Origin of the sequence: Salipiger sp. PrR003 (assembly GCF_010500785.1) — a bacterium.
Classification (GTDB): Bacteria; Pseudomonadota; Alphaproteobacteria; order Rhodobacterales; family Rhodobacteraceae; genus Salipiger; species Salipiger pacificus_A.
Map to the genome: position 1 here is coordinate 208,764 of NZ_JAAGOV010000076.1, position 21,438 is coordinate 230,201.

Sequence of the window (21,438 nt, forward strand, 5' to 3'; positions counted from 1 at the left end):
CTCAAAATACGAGGTAAGCAGTACCAGCAGGGCGTTTAATCCGGTTTAATCTATCCTATTTTGGCCAGATCGAGTTGTCACATTCAGGGTACTTGTCGCAAGACAGGAAGGTCTTCCCTTTATTCTGGCCTTTCGAGATCTTCCGTGTCCGCATCGTCCCCTTCTTGCACTTACTGCAGGTCTCGCCATCCCCCTTCATGGGCTTGACGTTGCTTTGAGGAAACTCGGCCGCGTCGCATTTGGGGTAGTTGTTGCAGCTCAGGAAAAAGGTGCCTTTCTTGGACTTTCGGGTTTCCATGATGCCGTCCGAACATTTGGAGCACTTCTTGCCGTGCCCGTCGATGGGTTTCGGCTTGGGCCACTGGACAGCCTTGCACTGTGGGTATCGATCACAGGACAGGAATTTCTTGCCTTTATGTTCCCCGGTCTGAATGAGCCGGGTGACCATCTTCCCCTGCTTGCAGGTCGGGCAGTCATCGCCATGCCCCTCGATCGGGTCCACCTTGGGCTTCGGCCACTCGACTGCGTCACAATTTGGGTAGCGGTCGCAGGAGAGGAACTTCTTGCCCTTGTGCTTTCCCTTGCGGACCTCTCGGGTCATCATCTTGCCGGTGCCGCACTTGGCGCAGGTGTCGCCGTGACCTTCGACAGGCGTGATCTTCTTGCCGCCCTTGATGTTCACGTCGGCAATCTTCCCGTCTGCCACGCGGTTCTCGACGTTCTTGATCTGCCCCTCCATGAACTTCTCGTAGGGCAACTCGCCGTCCGAAACCTTGTCCAGGAACCCTTCCCAGACAGCCGTGAGAGCCGGGTCGGTAATCTCGTTCGGCAAAGCCTCGATGACTGACTGGCCGGTGAGGGTGGATACTAGCTTGTTCTTGCCCTGACGCTGCAGGAACTTCCGCTTGATCAGGGTCTCGATGATGTTCGACTTGGTCGCTTCGGTGCCGAGACCGTCGTTCTCTTTGAGGCGCTTCTTGGCCTCACTGTCAGGAACGAACTTGTGCACGTTGCTCATCGCGGCGATCAGAGTACCGTCTGTGAAGGCCGGGGGCGGCGTCGTCCGCTTGGCTTTGACCTCCCCCTGGCCGGCGGTGACAGGATCCGACTTCGACATAGTAGGTAGGCTTTGCCCGGCGTCTTCACCCTCCGCGTCCTCGTCCTCCGACTTCGAGCTCTCTCCTGAGAAGACGACCTTCCAACCGGCGTCGATCTCCTTGCGCCCGGAGGCCGTGAAACGATCGTCCCCGACAGCCACCTTGGCTGAGAGCGCTTTCCAACGCTGATCAGGATAGAACTGGGATACGAAGGTCTTGGCGATGATGTCGAAGACCTTCGCCTCCACGCCCGAGAGCTTCGCGATCTTATCCGCGGTTGCTTCCATGGTTGGAATGATGCCGTGGTGGTCGCTGGTCTTGCTGTCGTTCCAGGTTGGGCTCTTGAGCTTGGTGTTGGCGTTCTGCGCCGCCGCACCCAATTGAGCATCCACCTTGGATAGATTTTCCAGGATAGCGGGAGCTTCGTCTTTGAAGATCGCCATGGGCAGGTAGCGACTATCCGAACGCGGGTAGGTGGTCAGCTTCAGAGGCGGATCGTAGAGCTTCTGCGCAACCTCAAGGGTCTGTTTTGCTGACAAGCCGAGTTTAGCTGAGCACTCAGTCTGTAGCGCAGAGAGCGAATAGGCGAGGGGTGGGGACTTGCTCTTATCCTTGGCATCGAACTGCGTGACCTGCCCCTGTTTGCCAGCGACGCGATCCATAACCTCCTGTGCTACTGCCTTGTCCGTCAGGCGGCCCTCGCTGTCTTGGCCAGGGCCATCATCCGGTAAGATATAGCTGGCCTCGAATGTCCCGTTCTCATGGGTAAACAGGAACTGGGGGAGGTAGTGATCGACTGCCTTGAAGTTCTTGATCTCGAGATCCCTGTCGACCACGAGTCGCAAGGTGGGGGTCTGCACGCGGCCGACGCTGACCAGTTGGTCTGTGCCGCCGGCACGAGCCTTGTTCGTGTAGAGGCGCGTAAGGTTGATGCCGTGGAGCCAGTCGGCACGCTGGCGGCAGATAGCAGCCAGGTAGAGCCGCTCCATCTCGGAGTTGGGCTTCATGCTTTCGATTGCTGAGATCAGGTCCTTACGAGCATAGGACTTCACCCACAGCCGCTTGGTATTCTCTGAAAATGCGTCCCAGCCGTTCTCGATGAGAAGCTCGTCGACAAGGAGTTGCCCCTCACGAGCCGCGTCGCCGGCGTTGACGACATACTTGGCCTTCTTCAGGCGCGAGGCGATGCCGGAGACGTGCCCCTTTTTGTCGTCGATGACTTTCAGCTTCCACTTTTCGGGGATGATGGGCAGGTCATCCATGTTCCACTTCTGGAACCGCTCGTCGTACTCCTTGGCCTCGCAGAGCTCGTACATATGGCCAAACAGCCAGCAGACCTCATCCTCGCCGACCTGCCAGGCCCCGTTCGACTTGGAGGCCTTCGTGTTGTTTATGTCCGCGAGAGCTTTCGCTATCTCCTCAGCGAGCGAAGGCTTCTCTGCGATGTATAGATGCTGTGCCAAAACACGTCCTTGGGGTTTGTCACCCGGAGACGTACTAAGAAATCCTGAAAGCCGGTTTTACGCGTGGCCGGCGGCAGGGGGGGGATGATGTCGCACATCTTGTGCGAGCAGCACAACCCATCACCAACGTGCGAGAATTTGTTCTTGTAGGCAGTCAGGCTGCGCATCTTCAGATATGTTCGCACCAGCAGAGTGCGTCGAGGAGCACCTATCGCGAAACTCTGAAAACGCCGACAAGCCTCTGTTTTAACGGATCCGGCACCCGAAAATGCAGGTTGAAACGCTGCTGAATTTCCGGCGAGAGATAGCGGGCGGCCAGGTGCGGCCCCGTTTGATCTACCTGGGTCTTACCCGACCATGTAATTGAACACGCCAAGCACGATCACGGCACCAGCAATCAATTCGACTGCTTGTGCTTTGAACCAACGGAGGTTCTTGTTCCGGACTGCTTGCTCGATCTCAAAATCACTCATGAAAAACGTCCTCTGTACAATGTCTGGCGTGATCACTACCAATCTCCGGGACTGCGAGGCAGCCTCACAGCAGGTTAGCGGCCAGAGATTTGGGAGGTCTGGCATAGCACTCATGGGTTAGGCAAACATTTCTGGATGAGCCGCCCTATCCCTATGGATGCACGCGCCACCTAGACGTCCTATACCTGGTGGGCAATGGAGCGCGAGGCGGCGCCTCGCATTTTCCATGGCAGCCCGGTCGAACTCTCCGCAGAACGGGGTGTCGCCGGTTTCGATCCCCCCGAGATGACCTTCGTTCACCTTCTCCCAATTGCTACGGTAACAGGCGGAGATCGCAGGAATGGGGAACTAATCTCGCCTAGGAGATCAAGCAGCCACCATCGGCGCTGAGCATTCGGTCTCTTTCGACTTCGCCATAGATGCCTCGTTAGCCATCTCCCGCCACAGGCCCGAGAAATTCAGAGACTCCCCCTTTCCATGGATGACTTCGACGAGGGTAGGGAGATCATCTGGATCGATCCATCCCCGCATCCCGCGCCAGTCTCCCTGGAGCTTACCGGTGATATTCTCGAACTCGGGAACCTGATAGACCTTGGCCAAGGACTTCTTGCCGGGAATGGTGATCCTGAGCTTCGGCCCGTCGGCTTCGATGATCATGCCTTCGTTCCGGTTTGACGCGTTGGTGAAGATCTCACCGCCCTGGCTGAGGATATCGAAGGCAATCTCCGGGTCGGTCGTCCGCCCGGGAATGGCCGACATCGAATTGTGCCGGGACAAAGGAAGCAGAACTGCAGATTGCGTGGTGCCATCCTCCATGGTGATCCGGGTCGTTGTGCCGATGTCGCGCTGGGCAGACAAGACAGCTGCCATGAAGGCGTTGCCATCGAGAACCCTGCGTTGAATGGTGACTTTGCCGCTCTCGAGGTTGTCGAATTCAGAGAAGTCGTGCTCATAGGTGCCGGAGACCTTGTGAAGCTTGAAGTTGGCATCATTCCTCAGGGTCGCGAGCGTAGCCTTGCGGGGCTCCTCGTCGCCGGGCAGCAGGTAGTCGACCGTGTAGGCGCCGGCCTTATGGTAGTCATCGGGGTCACGGGGCAGCTTGAGCCCGATGACGACGCCCGTGAGAGGCTCGTTGTTGTCGTCGGTGACGGTGAGCTGGCAACCGGGCTGCATTTCCCTGAGTGAGCGCTGAATGCCAGTGAGGCGATCAGACTCCACCTTGACCAGGTTGTTCTCACGGGCATTGAGAGCCTGGATGACTGACTTGTAGGTCTTGGGCAGAGCCCTTTTCAGAAAGTCGCCACGGTGCTCCTTGAGAAACTCGGCAACGGCTTCACGCTGTTCCTTCATGGCCTCATCGGCAGACATGCGATCCTCGAGGATCGACAGGAGGTCTTCTCGGCCGATCGGATAGACGTACTCCTCCCGCTCGATTGTCGACAGGAAAACCGGGGCGCCAAAGACCGGACCGTCCTCGGGGTTGCCGGGATCGAACAGCTCGCGGTGAACCTCCCGCCAGCGACCAGGCAACTCCCGCGGGCGGGTAGGGTGGATCCCCTTCGCCGCAAGTGCGCGCTGGGCATCCTGGTAGGCCTCGATGAAGGTGTGATAGATGGCGTCCCTCTCTGCGGTCTTCACGAGGGCCAAGCGAGACAGGAGCTTGTTCACGTAATAGAGGGACTCGGCAGACTCCTCTTCCTCAATTTTCAGAGAAATCCCCATCTTGATGGCCGTCTGCGGGTTCTCGAGGAGAATGCGCCGAGCGATCCGGTCCCCAAGGGCATTGATAGGGTCCGGCACGTCCAGCTTCACTGCGGCCTCGCCGCTGCCGGAGACGTTGGCGCTGAGTTCCTCCACCTTCTTGTTCTGGGCGGCCAGGCTGCGCAATTCGAGCGATGTCGCAGTTGCCAGGCAAGTGAACTCGGGTTCGTTGACCCCGCCGCGGCGTTTGATCCGACCCCAGAACTGGACGCGGTCAACCGGATCACTTGGAATCTGAAATTCCAACATATGGCGAACCCGAAGGTCCGGGATGCCTTTCTTGGCGTGAAGGGAGAGGCCCGTCGATGCGGCCTGGGTGAGAACGATGCCGTCGAAATGGCCGTTCTGGAACTGGTTGATGGTGACGTTCCGATCACCCTCCTTGGCAGGCACCACCTCGCCTTGGGCCATCTTCACACCCCGGGCCGAGATTTCACCAATCAGCCAGGGCTGCTCGATGACTCCCTGTGCATGCAGAAGCCGGCCCTCGGCCTCGATACCCTCGATGATGGCATCCATGGGCGAGATCGCGAGCATCGGGAAGAACTCGATCATTTCCTTGAGGTGCTGGGCCCTATCGAGGAGGTCGGGGTCCTCGATCTCGATATTTTCAGGATCCTCTCGGCCTCGGCGTTTGCGCGCCGTCATCGAGCGGTCTACGAGGAGCTTTAGGACATCCTTGAAGCTGGCAGGGCGCTGGTTGCCGTTGGCATCGGTGAGGTAGCCTCGTAGGGTGCCATCTTCGTCAGTCATGACCTCCCGCAAAACAGCTTCCATGGTGTTCTGAACCACGATGACGGGCTTCTTGTCGTTGAGCAAAGACTTCACAGACTGCTCGATGCAGTGATCGATCTTGCAAGCGGCCAGGAACTGTTCCTTGAGCGCTGAAAAGCGAACACCCCAGTGAACGGAGTAGTAGACGTCCTTATTCTTCTGGGCCTCGGGATCGTTGGTCTTCTCTTCGAGGTGACCTGCGATATCCATGCTGAGACGACTGATTTCGGACAGGATGGGAGCGAGCTCGTCCGAGAGCGCCTCATGCTGATCCTTGCGGGCTTCGTCGAAGACCACGGGGATCTTCATGTCAGACAGATCGTGCTCGCGCCGGATCAGGCGGCCGGTCCGTGCCAGCATTTGGGAGAGCGCCTCGAGAAGGGGCATGCCACCTGAATTGAGCACTTCCACCATGTTCTCCAGCCGGCGGACGGAGAGTGGCAGTAGCGGCATGTAGGCCTTTAGGTTGGCCGCTCGCTTGGCGTGGGTCGCGGAAGAGTAGGAATAGCTGGCAGCCCTCTCTACGGCATCGTCAAAGGTCACGGAGGTGTTCGACCCCTCGCCGGCTGCGTTATGGCTTTCGTCGGCATGCAGGTGCGCCCCATTGCAGAGCTCAACGAAGAACTGCCCCTTGGCAGAGCCAGCCCGGTTGAACTGCGAGTAGGTCGCCATGGCCATCTTGGTGCCTTCCGGCAAGGTCATGGAGGAGATGACCTTCTTGTTTTCCTTGGCTGGGAGCGATTTGAACAGGACTTCACCGGTGAGCTGATCGAGGATCTTGGCCCCGTCGTTCATCATGTACGGCGTGCCGATGATCTCCAGGGCATCGATGTCGATCACATCTCGCATGAAGTCGGTAAAGAGGTTGGCCTTCTCGGTGAGGAAGACGAAAAGGCGATCATTCAGCGCTGCCCAGCGGGCGAGGGCGGCACCAACGCGTCCTTTTCCGAGGCCGGTCTGGTCGGCGCAGATGGTTCCGGAGCCATAGCCGATGCTGTCGATGGAGAGGGCCACGGCATCAATCTGCTCCGGAGAGAGAACGGCATGCATGGCCTCGAGGGTGGGGTAGGCGAGTTCCTTGCAGACCCACTCGTCGATGTCTCCATGTCGATCGCGAACAGATTGAAGCGCCTCAGCGGTCCCTGCTGCAAGGCTAAGGGGAATGGCCGCAATTGGCTCGCCCCCGGCGCTTGCGGGCATGTATTTGGCCTGGAAACTGTTGAGCATCGGCAGGCTGTCCCCGCCCCCGGTGCTGACCGTCTTCTGCGTCAGGAGCCCTTGAAGCACCCGCGGTGTCGGATCCAAGAGCGCCAGCCTGGTTTCGGTAATAAGGGTTCTGCGGCGAACTGCAGCCGGGAACGCCTCCAAGATTTCAGACATCTTGATTTCGCTTCCCGGACGGATGAACCAGGTGCCGATCCTAGTGAAGCCGAGAGTTTTCAGAGTTTGCAGGACGGAGTACGCAGGCTCGTCACCCGTTTGAATGGCCATGCATTCAAGGCCAGTGTCCTCAAAACGTGCCCGGAAGAGAGTGCTCTCATCTCCCAGGTCTACCCAATCAATCGTCCGATCGCTCATGAAATGCTCTCTTCATAAAAAGAGGGCCCGCACTTTCATGCGGGCCCTGTGTTCTTCGGCGTGGCCGAGCCTCAGGCGTTCATACCCGGGGACTGACCCTCGTTTTCGAGGTCCCGCTCGTTCTCATTGTCGTTCTCGTTCGAATTCTCGTTCGAGTTGGACTTGCTCCACTCCCGCGGGTCGTAGCGCTTGGCGGTGGCCTTCGCGAGGCCTTCCAGCTCCGCATCGAGACCTTCGACCAGGGCCGTGTTTGGGGTCGGAAGGATCTTCGGAACGTAGGCCGTTTGCGTCAGACGCGCCGGGATCTGCTTCGTGCCGAACATGTGGTGCGGATTGACCTTGGACACGAAATAGCTCTCGAAGAACTGCTCGGTATCCTGGTCCTTGCGGGCCATCAGCACGACATCGGCGGTGCCGATCACGTTGTGAGTCCTCTGGCGCTCCTGACCGTCGCTGCCGGTGAAGGGCTTTGCCGCCATGTTGAACGGTGCTGCCATCTCGTCGGCGTTGTCGAGCGATCCTACCCCGGTCTTCTGGCGGATGACCGGAATGACCTCCATCAGAAGATCTTCAGCCTCTTTGGCCTCATCGCTCTGGAGGAACTCGAGATAGTCGACCAGGTTGTCGATGAAGTCATTGCCGTAGGTCACCTCGCCATCTGCGTCCGCGGATGCAAGGTGCTCCATGGCGCCCGAGATGCCCTTTTCGAGAATGGCCTCGTAGGTGATCGGGTCTTTGCCCTGGGGCGTCACGCTTGCGGAGATTGCCTCAGCAAAGGTTCGCGAACGATAGGCGACTTCGCCTTCAGAAGTCTCTTCCTTGACCAGACCGCCCCAGATATTGGCGAAGTTGAACTTGTCTGCCGCCTCGACCTCATCGTCGAAGTCAACGATGCGCAGACCAGCCTGATAGCCGCTGCCGGCCATGACGCTGAACTCCGGGAAGAACGAATAGGAGTCGTAGACGACACCAAGCTGCTCCAGCACGGACAGGTTGTCGAACTCGCGGGCGCGGGTCAGCCACTCATCTGCGAAGGCGTCTCGTTCCATGCCTTCGAGGTCTGCCACGATCGACTTGATCGCCTCCGAAGTTGCATCCGAGCCGGCGCCCACCAGGGACTGTGCATTCTCGGCCCTGAAGATCTCGATCATCTGGAAGGAGCGGTCGTTGCTGGTGCGCTTCGGATGCACTTTGACGAACTGGTCAAACATCGCGATGTTTGTCTGGACGCCGTCCTTCTCGAGCTCTCGGCACATGTTGGTGACCCAAGAACACACGAGCCCGTTGCCCTGCACACTGCAGTTCTCGAAAGTCATGTAGACATTCGACTTCAGGAACTTCTCGATCTTGCCAAGCTGATTTTTGGCCGCGCCAACTCTGTCGCTCGCGACCTGAATTTCGACCTCGGTGCCTGCAGCGAAGCGGCTGTCGAAACCTGCCATGGCATTGCTTGCGAGCTCCACCTTGAATGTGATGGAATCTTCGGTGACCTGAAGGTCTTTCTTTGGGTCCTTCAGAAGCGCCGAGACAGTGGTCTTCGGGGTGAAGTTTCCGCCACCGCCACCGCTGGACTTCTTGTTTTTGAAACGTGGTGCCATTTGAATAGCTCTCCTATTTTAAATCGATGGTCCCATCACGGGTTCCGCCCGCTTCAGGGTGTCTTCCAGTTCTTCAATCTTACCGAGTACGTCGTCCTGGATCAGATCTCGCTCGGTTGATTTGCCGCGTGCTACCGCGGTGCTTAGCTCCTCTTTGAAGAAGCAATTTGGGTCCTCTCCGAAAGAGAGAAGTGCTTCTCTTAATTTTTTTGCATCAAGCGCACCTTTTTTCTTCTGAGGGAGCTTTTCGCCAAGCTCCTTGATAGATGACATGGCATCCTGAACTTTGGGTTTCGATCCCTCGGAAACGCCTTCCTCAAGGATAGAAAACGCCGTAACCAGCCCGTGCCAGAGGGTTTTCACCTTCTTCGTGTCATAGTCTCCGACCTTGCGCAGGGCGTCGATTTCAGCGTCTCCAAGACCGAGCTCTGCAAGTCGGGTCTCGGCAAGCTCCTCGTCTGGCAGGAGTTTCGCGGTGATGTCTGCTCCGGCCAGCTTGAGCTTGTTCTCTCCCAGGCTTCCTGCCTTGGCGGCATAGTCCTCGAGCACTTCACGCTTCGCGGCCGCCAGCTTCCCAAACTCCTTCTCCGCAGTCTTGAAGCGAAGGAAGTCGGATGCCGCTTCCTGGATTTCCTCTGGGACTTCCTCAGGATCGATCGCAGGCTTTTTCTCAGAGGGCGGCACCTTGCCTTTGAGAACGTAGTCGTTCCAGTAGTACTCGTTGGCTTCAACGATGTCGGCGACGACCTTGGGGTCATACTCGATGTCGAACATGGTCACGGATGCGCGCATGTAGTCAAAGGTTGCGAGGACTGTCCTGTCGACCTGAACACCCTTGATGTCGGCGTCTTCGCGGTAGTGGTGGAGCTGATAGATATAATCGTCGAACTCGGGCGCCTCGTCCCACCCGAAAGCCTTCCGCGTGTCCTCGTTCGGCATCACGTAGTCGAGGTCGGTCTCTGTCTCAGTGGCCTCCATGATTTTCTTGGTGTTCGACACGTACTTGGACATCATATCCTGGCTTGGGCATTTGAAGTCGACAACCCAGCGCTCGACGGTCTCGCCATCCGGGAAGGTGACCTCGTAGAACTCATCCAGAGATGAGCGCATCCAGAAATACTTGTCGTTTTCCGCGTTCTCGATCAGCTGCTCGCGCTCATCGGTCAGACGCTTGAGCTTGTAGCCCCTGCCAGCCATTTGGTCTTCAAAGACAGTGCGCACGAGGTCTTCGAGCACCTGGCCGCGCCGGGTGTGCTCGTCGCCTCTGCCCGGGGGAATGATGCAGAGCTTGCCAGCAACGATCTGGTGGGCCGACGTGAAGTTGTTGGCTTCTCCTCGCAGTGACTTCGAAAGCGGGCCGACTTCTGAGCCGCCCGAGCCGTGCAAGCGAATGCAATGCCAGAGAGCGCGGTCCGGCTCGATGTCGAGAACCCGGTTGATCCAGTTCTCAACATGCTGCTCCTCCAGAACTCCTGCCTGGGGTGATGCATAGATGATGTCGCGCATCTGTTCGCGAAGCTGCTCGAGGTCGGTGGTCATACTTCTATCCTTGGCGCCTGTTCTCACCCATTTTCAGGATTTTCAGCAAGCAACAAGGATCAGCTAAATAAGAATAGACATGAGTGCAAGGATAAAATTCAGAATCTTTTTCAGAAACTACCTTCTGCCGACAGCTTGCGATCACCACTCGCTAGCGAACATCGGCGCGGAGGGCATGAAAGCGGCGTTCGCACTGCTGATGCTCCGTGGGATGACGAGCGTGTCATCATGGGTATTGGGCAGGCGAGAGCTGTTGCGATCATAGAGCCCCGCGTAGAGGTAGGTGTACTTGTTCTGGGCCTGCTCGAGGAACATGCCATGGGTGGCGAAGCGCTGACGGACGCCGGGCAGGGCAGCATTGTAGGCAGCGGTACCGACCTGTCCGGGGTAGGCAATTGCGGGAACCATCGTGGTCACCACGTGCCCGCTCCCGTCTGAGAATGCCCGGTAGAGCGAGTTGCTGTTGTAGGCCGCACCATTCGCGGCAACCCCTGAGATCTGGGCTCGGATGGAAGCGCGGGGGATTTCGACGGCACCTGCGCAGCTTGCCGGCACCGCCTGGCACGCTTTGACCGCGGACTTGTGGTACATGAGCATTTGCTCGACCTGGACAGACGCCAGGTTCTCCTGCTCCGGGTCCTCTCCGGAACTGATGACCACCATGGACATGATCATCATGCAGACAGCGATAATGTAGATGGCGTACATGTGGGCCCCTCAGTAAAAGCGCATCAGGATGGATTTTGCGCCCGCGGCCCGGCAAGTCGCGATAGTATTCTGTGACGCTGGGGTATCGACACCGGTCGCCTGGTTTCGAATGTAGAAGCCATAGCCGGTGTCAAAGAGACCCGAGGTGGCAAGCTTGACGCATTGCTCTGTAGAGGACAGGCCCCCGACCTCAATCACATAGTGATTGCTGCAGTTTCCTGCCGGGCAGCTCATACCGTCGGTGTAGTTCCAGACCCAAGTGTTGCCGCGTATCGGATTGAGGATTTCATTCGCCGAGGTGTCCACGATGCGGGGTGGCAGCAATCCGGAGGCGATCAGGTTCGCGGTGGTCACATTCGAGTAGTCGGGCGATGTGAGCGTCATCTTCTGGATGGCTTCGTGAACAAGCTCGATGTGGTCTTTCACGGCAACCACGTCGATCTTGTCTTTCGAAGCCAGGATCACCCAGAGCGTGCCGGCGGCGATCATGGCACCAACAATAAGAACCATCGCCACTTCGAACGCACCAGAGCCTCTCTGGCGGCGCTTGTTGAGGTTCCGTGGGGTGATCATCATGTTTTCGGCCTTCCTCAATAGAACACACGGAAGTGCAACGCATTGCTTTCCGAACAGTGCGCTCGGACCTGCTGTGGGGTCGGGTACTCTCCATCGACGAACGAGTAGGTGTAGACGGTCGGAACACGGAATCGGATGCCCCAGGCATCTGTCTGGTGCGCGGACATCAACGCCGTAGAGACGGCAACACATTGCTCTTGATTGAGGTCATCGAGGCCAATGACAATCATTGCGTTGGGCCCGCCCGTGGTTGGGTAGGCAGCACTGAACACCTCTACCCGGCCGCCGAATGCATGGATCAGCAGGCCGGAGGAATTCACGTCCATACCAGGGGGAATTTCTCCATTTTCGATGACCCACGCCCGCGACAGCCCGGAATAGTCGGATTTCAACTGGAAGCCGCGTTCGATGGCGAGGTGTAGCTGGGCGACACTGCGCGTGAGCTGCATCACCTTGCCGTCCATCCGGATCTTGCTCATCCAAGCAATGAGCATGGCAGCCACGCTGGCCGAGATGATTATCCCCACGGCAAAGCTCAGGATATGTAGACCACGTTCGCGGCGATGTCGGGACCTGCTATGCATGTTCATGAGGCCCTATTGTTTCTTGAAATAGAAGGTGATGCCTTGAATGCCCATGCCGTTCTGACAGACCGCGTTCACGCGATCGATTGGGGGCAGCTTCCCGGCGATATCGTCGATCACCTCGGTGCCGACATCGTTCATCACCCGGATGCGGTCAGCGACACGGCCGATCGGAGACCGTGCGATCCTGAGACATTGATCAGAGGGGATTTTCATGGCGGCCACGTAGTAGCCGTTGTTGCAACCGGCACAGCCAATGTGAGCACGAAGGGCCTTATAGCGATCATAGGGGCTGCGGACCTCTGTCCCGCTGCCAACCATGCGTTCCGGCAGGTTCAGCTGGTTGAGAATGAAGTCGTCATCGACGGCGCTGTAGTCCGGCTTCAAGGCGTTGAGACGCTCGATGCCGTTGCGAATAAGCGTGATATCCTCGATGACGGTGTTGGCGCGGCGGACCTCATTGGCATGGCTCATCGCCATCATGACGCCTGCAGCGACGAGACCGGCCAACACGAGGCAAACGGCGGTCTGAACAAGGGCATTGCCCTTCTGACTGCGGTGTTTCATGGGAGGTCCTTGTCAAATGTCTAGGCAGGCCGCCCCCTGAGTGATCGAGGGCGGCCTTGCAGGATCAGTAGAATTCCCAGGTGATGGTGATGACACCGTCACTGGCATCGGTGCAGGCGGCCTGCGCTTCGGCCGGCGTCATTGCCCGCTTGTCCACGCCGGTGGCGTCCTGGTCAGTGTGCATGTTCACGAGGCTGCGGCCCAGGTCCTTGGTCATCAGGGCGGTGCAGGAGTCTTCAGGAATGCGGTCCGCGGTGATCACGTAGGTGCTGCCTGTCGAGCCCGGCGCGATGGTGATATCGTCGTTGAACGGATGCTTGATCGTGTTCGCCGAAATCATCTTCGCAGGAAGCGTACCGGAGGTCGCAACGACGGCGGTATCGAGGCCCGTATAGGTCGCCTGACCGTAGTAGAGGCTCTGCACGGCGGTCTGCATGGCGGCCAGCTGGCCCATGAAGTCGTTCACCTTGGCGGAGTCGTTGGCCGTGTTGAAGAACACGAGGTAGCCAGCGGCCACCACCGCCGAGATGATGAGGGCCATTGCCATGCCGAGCAGCGCGTTGCCCTTTTCCTTCGCTCGCTTGGCGAACCTGCGACCGCGCCCAATTGTCTTGTCGCCCACCCGAGAGGCGCGTTTGGATCCCACACTCATTTGTGGGACCGCGAGCTCTTCTGCTACTTTGTCCATAATTAAACTCCTTTATGGAATAACGTAATCGAATATGCGCGCCAGAGTTTCCCTGGGCTTAACAATAGACCTGAAATCTATTGCAGCGCCTGGGTAACCTGTTGCTGAAGTGAAAAGATACCAGATGAAATCCAACCGAAGACCACGCCCAGAACGACCATGGAGGCGTTCCTCATGAGAGCGGATTGCTCCTTGATCTTGACGATACTGTCTTCCATCCATTCCGTGCCGAGCGTTGTCAGGGTCTCATCAAATCCATCGAGCAATGCGTAGGCTCTCAAATCGCTGACAGCTTCCTTGTCGGGAAACTGATAGCCGGTGGCATGGAGGGCCTCCCCGAAGTTCAAACCTTCATCTTCGATCTGATATGCAGTCGCGCTCAGCCGGGCATCGAGGTAGGGAGACGCGGTGCGCTGCATGATTTGCATGGCGCGGGTAAGACTGACGCCGGCTCGAACCATGGCTGCCATTGAAAGCAGGAAGCCCGCGCCAACCGAGAGCCGGTACATGGAATAGGGAGGCATCTTGTCTGCAAACACACGGCCGCGCTCAGACCACCTGGGTAGAGAGATGATGATGCCAAGCACCAGGACAACAAGTCCTATGATCGAGGGGACGAGGTATGAGTTCATGAACTCTGCCACGACTGCCAGGCTTCGCCCCGACCCGGTCCAGAGCTCCTTCGGATGCACGTCATCGAAAGCCGGGACGATCTTGATCGCCACGAGGTAGAGGAAGGCAACAAGGACTGAAAGCAGAAGTGCTGGATAGGCCAGACCCTCTGCGATGGCCGCCTGGATTTTCTTGCCCCCTTCACGGATGTAGATCGCGTTTTCCAAGGCAATGTCGAGGCGGCCGGCGGATTCCCCCGAGGAAATCACCACCGCATCCTGCTCTGGCACCCACTTCTTCACGGCAATGCCAAAGGGCGTCCCGTTCCTCACCTTCTTGCGCCAATCGTCCAGCATGAGCGCCATGGGACGGTTGGGTTTTTTACCCTCGAGAGATTCGAAGGTCCACATGGTGTCGAGGGCATTGGGCAGAGAGACGCCGTTGCGAAGGAACTTCATGATCTTGCGATAGACGGTCAATCTCTGCTTGCCGGAAATCTGCCACAGCACATACTTGTGCCCGATATTTTCAGGAATGAGTTGCACGGTAATACCTCTATGTTCTTTTCAATTAGGGCTCGACGTCCGCTTGTTCTAGTACAAATGGGAATCTATCTTTGGGAACGTCATCCAATTCGGACTCGACCGATCTGATGTCGACCTTGCCTTGAAGCACCTTCATCATCGCGTGCTCCGAGAGCGTCATGCCGTCCAGCTTCTCCAGCCAGTACCTGTAGGCCTTGATCTTCTCACCGGCGGCGATGTGCTCCATGAACTGGATGTCTGGACGGATCGTCTCGGCAACGACGGTCCTTCCCGTGATGCCTTTTCTGCAGTGTTTGCAGCCATTCTCATTCGCGACGAACACCCGATCCAGGTTCTCGGCACCAGCCCGTTCAATGAGCATTTGAGCGATGTTTGGATCGAGGATGCGGTCGTCTTCATACTCCATGACGTCCTTGATCGGTATTTTGCACTTGGAGCACAGGGTCGGAACCAGGCGCTGGGAGACCAGGCCAATCACCAACGTGTGGTCGGAAAGCATCGACATGGGAAGGTTCCAGTCCGCCAGTCGCCCGATGGTCGAGATCGCATTGTTGGCGTGGACGGATGACAACATAAGGTGGCCCGTCATGGCACCGCGGAAGGCAAGCTTGCCCGAGGCCGCTTCCCTGATCTCGCCGATCATGATCGTATCCGGGTCCGACCGAAGAGAGTCTGAGATAGCGTTCTCGAAGGCCTGCTCGATGGACTCGCTGTCGTCCGACGCGGTCACAGGGACCTGAGGCACCCCGGGGATGTTGTATTCTGGCGGGTCTTCGATTGTCCGGATGGCCCGCTTACGGCGTGTCTCGCGCATGAGTGCGATGAGAAACTTCTGCAAGGTCGTGGATTTCCCGGAGCCCGTTGCGCCGGAAATCAGAATGAGGCCATAACGCTTCTTTCGCATGATCTTGATGTCGCGGATCTGCCGCTGGGAGTAGCCGAGCACATCGACGTCGGTCTCATCATCCTCTGCGTCGACCGTCTCCGGCAGGATCCGGGCCACGAGTTCACGGCCGCCATTCGCAAGCGGGTTGAACTGCAGTCGGATTGACTCGACGCCCTCAGGCAGCGTTGCGTCTGTGGCGGAAATCCGAGCCTTTTGGGACTTGAAGGCCTGGTAGGACGGGTCACTCACGTCAGCCATATAGAAGATCGCTGAAAGCAGGCGATCAGCGTGCGTGGCGGTCATGGTCGAGTGGTCTTCCATCTCGCCGTTGACGCGCACGCGGACGGAGGCCTCGAACTTCTCCTTGACGATGTGGATGTCGGTGCCGCCACTCTGAAAGACGTCTTCCACGAGATTGAAGAAATCACGACGCATCTTTGCGTCTTCATCTCCCTTTCTCTCGCGCCCTCTTGTCTGATCCGCGTCGGCCCGGATGTAGATCTTTTTCAGAACATCTGGCGGGACCAGATATTCTTTGCGGATAACGACATTTTTTCGTCTGGCGCGGTCACGGATCTCCACCACATGAGGATCGAGGTAGTCTCGGGAGGCAGACAGCAATGTGCCGTCGTCAAAGATGAGTACCTTGCTGCGTTGCTTTTCGTTCGCCGGCAGGGGGCCACCGGAGAGAGTGATGACGTTCCGCGCCTTGTTCTGGAGGAATTCCTTGAGCTGGACGTCGCTGGCTTCATTCATGCCTACCCTGCGAGCCTGCTTGCCCCGGGATTTGGTAGATGAGTTACCAGAGTTCTGGACGCGCTTCTGGCCTGTTTTGGCAGCTCCGGCCCCACTGGCACTCTTGCGAGACTTGACAGCAGGACGCTTCGGGGCTGGAGCCTTCCTTATCCCAAGTATAGCCAGAAAACTGTCTATGAACGACGCCATCTCTTTTCCTAAAAACCCCGCGGCAAGGGTGACCTATGCGCGCGGGGCTAAAGGATTGATAACGCGCCGTTGGAGCGCGGTTTCGTATGGGCGGGCCGACTTTAGGGATTGGCGCCGTAGGCCGCGTCTTCGAGGAACGGGTTATCCTCGAAAGAGGGCGTGTTCACGCTGGTGTCCACACCCGGCGAAGGGGAGGGGGCCTGAGTTGGAGCAGAAGGCGAGTATGTGCCGCGGGGGAGGGTAAACTCGTTGTCATCCTTGATAATCTGAACACCGGTCCGCCCGATTTCCGTTACCCGGCTTCCATCAGGTAGGACCGTGTCAACCGTCACGGATCGTTCAGCTCCACCGGGGTAGGACAGGACGGCTTCAGCACGGCCGGCAACCATCTGGATCTTCTGCACCCGAGCCTGCGGCGGCTGCACGAGGGAAGCAACCGTCGATGTTCTTCCGGGGGTGGAGGGAACATCAGATACGACACGCACAGGTCCAGATGGCGTTTGTTGGGACTGTTGAGCCGAGCGCAGGGCCCCATCAAGATCCTGAATTTCACTTTCAGCATCTTCAAGACGCTGGTTCGACTCCTCGAGACGGCGGTTCGCCTCTTCCAACTGCTGCTGGAGAGTATCCCGCTCGGCGTCCTTTGCGGAGATCGCCTGCTCGTAGCGTTGATCGGCCTCATCAACCTGAGCCTGCAGGGTCGAGATCGTACCTCTAAGGTCATCGATGCTGCCACCACTGATTTCGCTCCAGAGCTGCTTTGCCAGCTGTGCCTGCTCGAGCTTCATTTTCAGCACCTTGATTTCGGTCTGGGAGTCCGAGATTTGCTCGAGGGTGTTTTGCTTGGCTGCCACATCGGGCCCCGACAAAGCATCCTTCTTCACGTCCGGCTTCGTGGTGGACAGCTGCTCGAGGCGCTTGTCGACGTCGGTGATCAGCCCTTTGTAGTAATTGTCGAACTGATCCAGGGAGACATCTTCGTCCATGGAAGGAAGGGACCGCTCCGAGCCAGAAGAGCTATCGGAGGCAGACCTGCCACGCGCAGGCTGGTTCCAGTTGGAGTCGGCGAACGGATCATCATTGAACGGATCATCGACAAAGCCGATGGTGTCCTGGGCCATTGCCGAGCTTGCGATGGCGACAAGAAGGGCGGTGGTTGTCAAAAGTGCACGCTTGTGGGTCATCGGAATACCTCTTCATCTGATTGTGGTTTGGGCAGGGGGTGCTCGCGCTTCTCAAAGACCTGTCCGCGGACAGACCAGAGACCCCTGGACGCATCGAAGGACACGGAGTCGATCGCCAGCGCCGGAATGGGCGACAGGAGTGGGAGAAATTCGGTGGGTTTCTCCTCAGACTCGAACGAAAAGCTGGCCTGCTTGTAGTAGCGGGACGTCTGGTCGCTCGGGTTGTTGGGCTGTTCCTGCCACTTGATCTCACGGCCCAGCTCCTCGAAGGAGAACAGCAGATGCCTGCGGACCTTTTCAAGGCTGGCGGTTTCGATGCTGGCGCCGTTGTTGGACACGAAGGAGCTGGGTTGGGAAACGCTCAGAGACGTAGACATCGCGCTGCGAGACAGATCGAGCTCCGGAAAGCCGTTCTGGCGCAGGTAATACTCGGCCCATGGAACCGTGCCGCCCACATTGTTGAAACTCGTGGATACATTGCCCTGGCCACAAGACACCATGCTGGTCTCCCATCCCGGCACGCCGTCGGGCGCGGTGAGAATGTCATCCACACACACGATGATGGTGCCCGGGCCGTTTTGATATCGGACCCACGGCGGATCGGGTGGCGTCTCGTTTTCCTCCTGGGCCTCCTCGATGCCCAGGACGGGCGCAACGGTGTCTTTCACCGCGTCAAGCATGCCGCGGATTTGATCTTCCTTGGCAGCGCGGGCTCGTGCGGCATCTTGAAGCGCATCGGCTTCTTCCTTCTGGACCCAATAGTAGCCCCCGCCTGCTGCGCCGACGATCACCAGTGTCAGAAGCAAGGCAACTACGACCGTTCCGGTAGGGTTCACCTCGACGAGCTTGCACCCTTTGCTGCGCAGCTTGATCGCCCGAAGGTTCACATCCTCCGTGTCCGGAGCTCCCCAGCGCTTGGGAGCCATGAGATGGTCCCAATCCGAGGAGGACATGAGGGCCATGAAGTCCTCACGAGCGTCGGCCTCGTCATAGTACAGCTTGTCGCAGGCCGTCAGGATCTGACCGCCCCGTGCCGCTGCGATGTAGTACAGCTGGCCTACTTCGAAGACACCAAGCCAATTTCCTTCGAAATGCGCGCACAGAATGTCCATCAGGGCCAGCATGCCTGCCTTATGGCCCATGGCTTTGTCACCGATGCCGTATTGAGCGATGTCCCCAGGGCGCACGCAGAAGAAATCACCGCGATCTTCCTTCGCGGCGGCTTTGGCCTCCTTCTTTGCCCGGCCCGAATTGTCGGCAAAGTTCCAGGTGAGGCCGATGGCGTAGGTCTTCTTGCCGATGGTCAGTGTGCCATTGCCCCGAGACTTGGCTTTTGGCGCCTGCTCGATATCTCCGAAGATTTCCTCCTCTTCAGCCGCGCCCTGATCCTCCCCCGGGTTGGGGGAGGTGTCAGTGTTGTCGGTGTCAAAGAGTGCGTCGATGTCACTCGTTTTCATGAGCGATCACCTCACTTCTTCGATCGCCCGGCCGGTGTCGAGGATCACCGGCGTGATCATCACAACCATGACATCTCGCTGGAGCGACGCGGTATTGCGCCCGCCAGTGACCCAGTTGTCGGCACTGCCCACGCCCTGTTTTTCGCTCCGGGCGGTCGTCTGTTCAAAGCCGCTCAGCACAAGCGTGTTTCCATGCGGGATCATCACCTGGTTGGTAAAGCTGCGGTTGTTGATGTTCGGAAGCTGAACCTCGCTGCCGTTCACGGCAAAGCGGTCGAAGCCATCATCGGCACCAACGAGTTCCGAGGTGCCGATGTTGTACTGCAGTGCGATACGTCCACCGGACATGACCCGGGGAAGGACCTGCATGTTGAAGCCGGTTTGCACGGAGCTGGTTTCGAAATCGACGCTGGTCTCATTCAGATCCTCGTCGATGACTTCCTGCACGTTGGACACGTAGTAGCGCTGGTTGCCGACCTGGATTGGCGTGGGGACGTTGTTGAGGGTGGTCGCGTTCGCCGTGGTCACAACGCTGACATCGCCTTTCTGCTCGAGCATGCGCACAACGCCGCTGACACTGGCCACACCCTTTAGCGGCTTCAGGATTTCCCAGCCCAGCGAGTTGGGCAGATCGAGGCTATTGTCGCCACCAGCGTAGCTGAACTCATCGGACTCGACGCCAGCAAGGGAGAAGTCGGTCGAGAGCTCGCCGCTGTCATCCATCGTGACGTTGAAGACCTGGACGCTCACAGCGACCTGTTTGCTCAGGCGCTCGTTCTGCAGATCGATGTAGTCGGCAACCTTGCGTTGGATGGTGTTCGAGGCCGTGATCGACACGGTGCCCGTCGAGCGCGAGGCAGTAATCTGCCCCTGGTCGCCGACAATGCCCTGGATCGCCACGACGAGTTCTGACCAGATGTCGATCTCAAAAGAGGAGGTGAGGGACTGGGAAGAGGAGCCAGAGGAGCCTGCAGTACCTTCGCTATCGCCCCCGCCGCCGGATGAGACGCTCATCTCGCCCTGGCTGGACGACGGAAGGAGGCTGAAGGCATAGGTCCGCGTCGGGTGAAGGTAGAAGTTGATCTCGTCGCCATCAAAGGTCCAGTTGACCCCGAAGTTGTTGGCGACGCGACCGAGGAATGTGCTCAGCTTGCCCTCGTAGTCGATAGCCATCGTCAGGGGGAACCTCGATCTGTTCACGTCCCGGTTGATGATGGCATCATCGATCGAGACCGGGATCCCGGTGGTCTGATCCACCAAGGCACCGATTTCCATGATCTCCAGGTCGTTGAACGACACCAGCGTCACGCCCTCATCTTCCACAGCGCGGGGCAAGGGACGGCCATTGCGCATCCGGCGGGCCTCGCCACCAAGCCACACCTTGTCAGACACCCGCATGTTGGACACGTCGGCGCTGGGGAGCGGTTGAGCGGAGGTGTCGAACATCAGTTCGGTTTGCTGCCGGGTCTCGTCATTGATCCGGTCGGCCTCCTCGACGTTCGGTGTGCTGCAGGCCGAAACCGAGAAAATCGCGAAAAGCGAGGCGGCCTTGAGTGCTCGGGAAGTGATCATGAAAAATCCTGTCTGAAAATCGGTCATCATTCCTGGTCGATGGTGGTAATCACCAGGACCTTGTTGCCCTTGAATACGTCGCCCACGATGCGCGGGTTACCATTCTCGCTGCGCGGGCTCATACCGCCGAAGCTGTCGAGCAGCTCGCCGACGGCACCAATGAAGTCGCCCCGGAACTCGGCAGAGGCAGCGATCGGGATGGTGTATTCACTGTTCCAGTGAATGTTCCATCCGGCCTCATCTCCCCAGTCCTTCAAGGTGTCTTCCAGTGTGGAGCCGGCAAAGACGGCCCAGACGTCGCGCTCCTGGATGATGTTGGTTTCATCCACCCCAAGCAGGATCGCATCCTCTCCGACATGCTCTGGGCGCAGTTGCGGCCGCGGCGAGTAGTCAAGCAGGTTCACGCCGGGCGCCTTCTCCTCCACCTTGGGTTCGGGCGCAGGCTCAGCTCCCGCCAGCACCAGTCCCGGGCGGCCCTGAAGATCATCGGGGTAGCTGCCTTTCCTGGGACCAAGCGTCGGGTGACGATACTCGGAGATCTTGAGGCCTGAAGAGAGCGGAGCCCGGTTTGCAGGGTCGGTCGTGATGCGGACCCGATCCGTCTCGCTGACTTCAGCAAACAGGCCAACCTCCGCAAGGGTGTCCTTCAGCACAACATCCCATGCGGCGCCTCCCTCCCAAGACACGCTTTGATCGACATCCACACCAGGCCCGAAGGACACCTGATACTTTTCAGGGACGATCTGTTCGACAGCGAAATTGAGTGGAATACTCGTACCAAAGCCTTCGATGGGCTCGGATGCCATGGCAGAGCTCGCGCAGACTGCGGCA

Annotated in this window: 16 protein-coding genes; all 16 read right to left on the minus strand. The window is 58.3% G+C overall.

The window, feature by feature from the left end:
- Positions 1-55: 55 nt before the first annotated feature.
- The gene (locus G0D83_RS25615; protein ID WP_164197396.1) at positions 56-2,560 is read right to left on the minus strand and encodes a DNA topoisomerase 3; all 2,505 of its coding nucleotides are present in this window, start codon (positions 2,558-2,560) and stop codon (positions 56-58) included.
- A 347-nt stretch (positions 2,561-2,907) separates the two neighbouring features.
- Positions 2,908-3,033, minus strand: coding sequence for a hypothetical protein (locus tag G0D83_RS32580; RefSeq protein WP_255455867.1), 126 nt, complete (start codon positions 3,031-3,033; stop codon positions 2,908-2,910).
- A gap of 366 nt (positions 3,034-3,399) precedes the next feature.
- Entirely contained in the window at positions 3,400-7,146 is a 3,747-nt protein-coding gene (locus G0D83_RS25620; protein ID WP_164197397.1) for a helicase C-terminal domain-containing protein, read from the minus strand.
- Positions 7,147-7,217: 71 nt separating this feature from the next.
- Complete coding sequence (locus tag G0D83_RS25625; protein WP_164197398.1) at positions 7,218-8,744, minus strand: hypothetical protein; 1,527 nt, start codon at positions 8,742-8,744, stop codon at positions 7,218-7,220.
- Positions 8,745-8,762: 18 nt separating this feature from the next.
- Positions 8,763-10,283, minus strand: coding sequence for a YqaJ viral recombinase family protein (locus G0D83_RS25630; protein WP_164197399.1), 1,521 nt, complete (start codon positions 10,281-10,283; stop codon positions 8,763-8,765).
- A 141-nt stretch (positions 10,284-10,424) separates the two neighbouring features.
- Positions 10,425-10,991 (minus strand): hypothetical protein, encoded by a 567-nt coding sequence (locus G0D83_RS25635; RefSeq protein WP_164197400.1) that lies wholly within the window; start codon positions 10,989-10,991, stop codon positions 10,425-10,427.
- 9 nt (positions 10,992-11,000) lie between these two features.
- Positions 11,001-11,567 (minus strand): hypothetical protein, encoded by a 567-nt coding sequence (locus G0D83_RS25640; protein WP_164197401.1) that lies wholly within the window; start codon positions 11,565-11,567, stop codon positions 11,001-11,003.
- Between the two features lie 14 nt (positions 11,568-11,581).
- The gene (locus G0D83_RS25645) at positions 11,582-12,157 is read right to left on the minus strand and encodes a type 4 pilus major pilin (RefSeq protein ID WP_164197402.1); all 576 of its coding nucleotides are present in this window, start codon (positions 12,155-12,157) and stop codon (positions 11,582-11,584) included.
- Positions 12,158-12,163: 6 nt separating this feature from the next.
- Entirely contained in the window at positions 12,164-12,718 is a 555-nt protein-coding gene (locus G0D83_RS25650; RefSeq protein ID WP_164197403.1) for a hypothetical protein, read from the minus strand.
- Positions 12,719-12,782: 64 nt separating this feature from the next.
- Positions 12,783-13,406, minus strand: coding sequence for a type 4 pilus major pilin (locus G0D83_RS25655; RefSeq protein ID WP_164197404.1), 624 nt, complete (start codon positions 13,404-13,406; stop codon positions 12,783-12,785).
- Positions 13,407-13,483: 77 nt separating this feature from the next.
- Complete coding sequence (locus tag G0D83_RS25660) at positions 13,484-14,563, minus strand: type II secretion system F family protein (RefSeq protein WP_164197405.1); 1,080 nt, start codon at positions 14,561-14,563, stop codon at positions 13,484-13,486.
- A gap of 25 nt (positions 14,564-14,588) precedes the next feature.
- Positions 14,589-16,205, minus strand: a complete 1,617-nt coding sequence (locus tag G0D83_RS25665; protein ID WP_164197406.1) for a GspE/PulE family protein — start codon at positions 16,203-16,205, stop codon at positions 14,589-14,591.
- A 290-nt stretch (positions 16,206-16,495) separates the two neighbouring features.
- Positions 16,496-17,578 carry a hypothetical protein gene (locus tag G0D83_RS25670; RefSeq protein WP_164197407.1) on the minus strand — a complete coding sequence of 361 codons (1,083 nt, stop codon included), beginning with the start codon at positions 17,576-17,578 and terminating at the stop codon, positions 16,496-16,498.
- Positions 17,575-19,035 (minus strand): type 4b pilus protein PilO2, encoded by a 1,461-nt coding sequence (gene pilO2, locus G0D83_RS25675; protein ID WP_164197408.1) that lies wholly within the window; start codon positions 19,033-19,035, stop codon positions 17,575-17,577. The genes G0D83_RS25670 and pilO2 overlap by 4 nt, the downstream gene beginning before the upstream one ends.
- Before the next feature lie 6 nt (positions 19,036-19,041).
- Positions 19,042-20,634 carry a secretin N-terminal domain-containing protein gene (locus G0D83_RS25680; RefSeq protein ID WP_164197409.1) on the minus strand — a complete coding sequence of 531 codons (1,593 nt, stop codon included), beginning with the start codon at positions 20,632-20,634 and terminating at the stop codon, positions 19,042-19,044.
- On the minus strand, positions 20,634-21,413 hold the full coding sequence (locus G0D83_RS25685) for a TcpQ domain-containing protein (protein WP_164197410.1): 780 nt from the start codon (positions 21,411-21,413) through the stop codon (positions 20,634-20,636). The genes G0D83_RS25680 and G0D83_RS25685 overlap by 1 nt, the downstream gene beginning before the upstream one ends.
- Positions 21,414-21,438 lie beyond the last annotated feature (25 nt).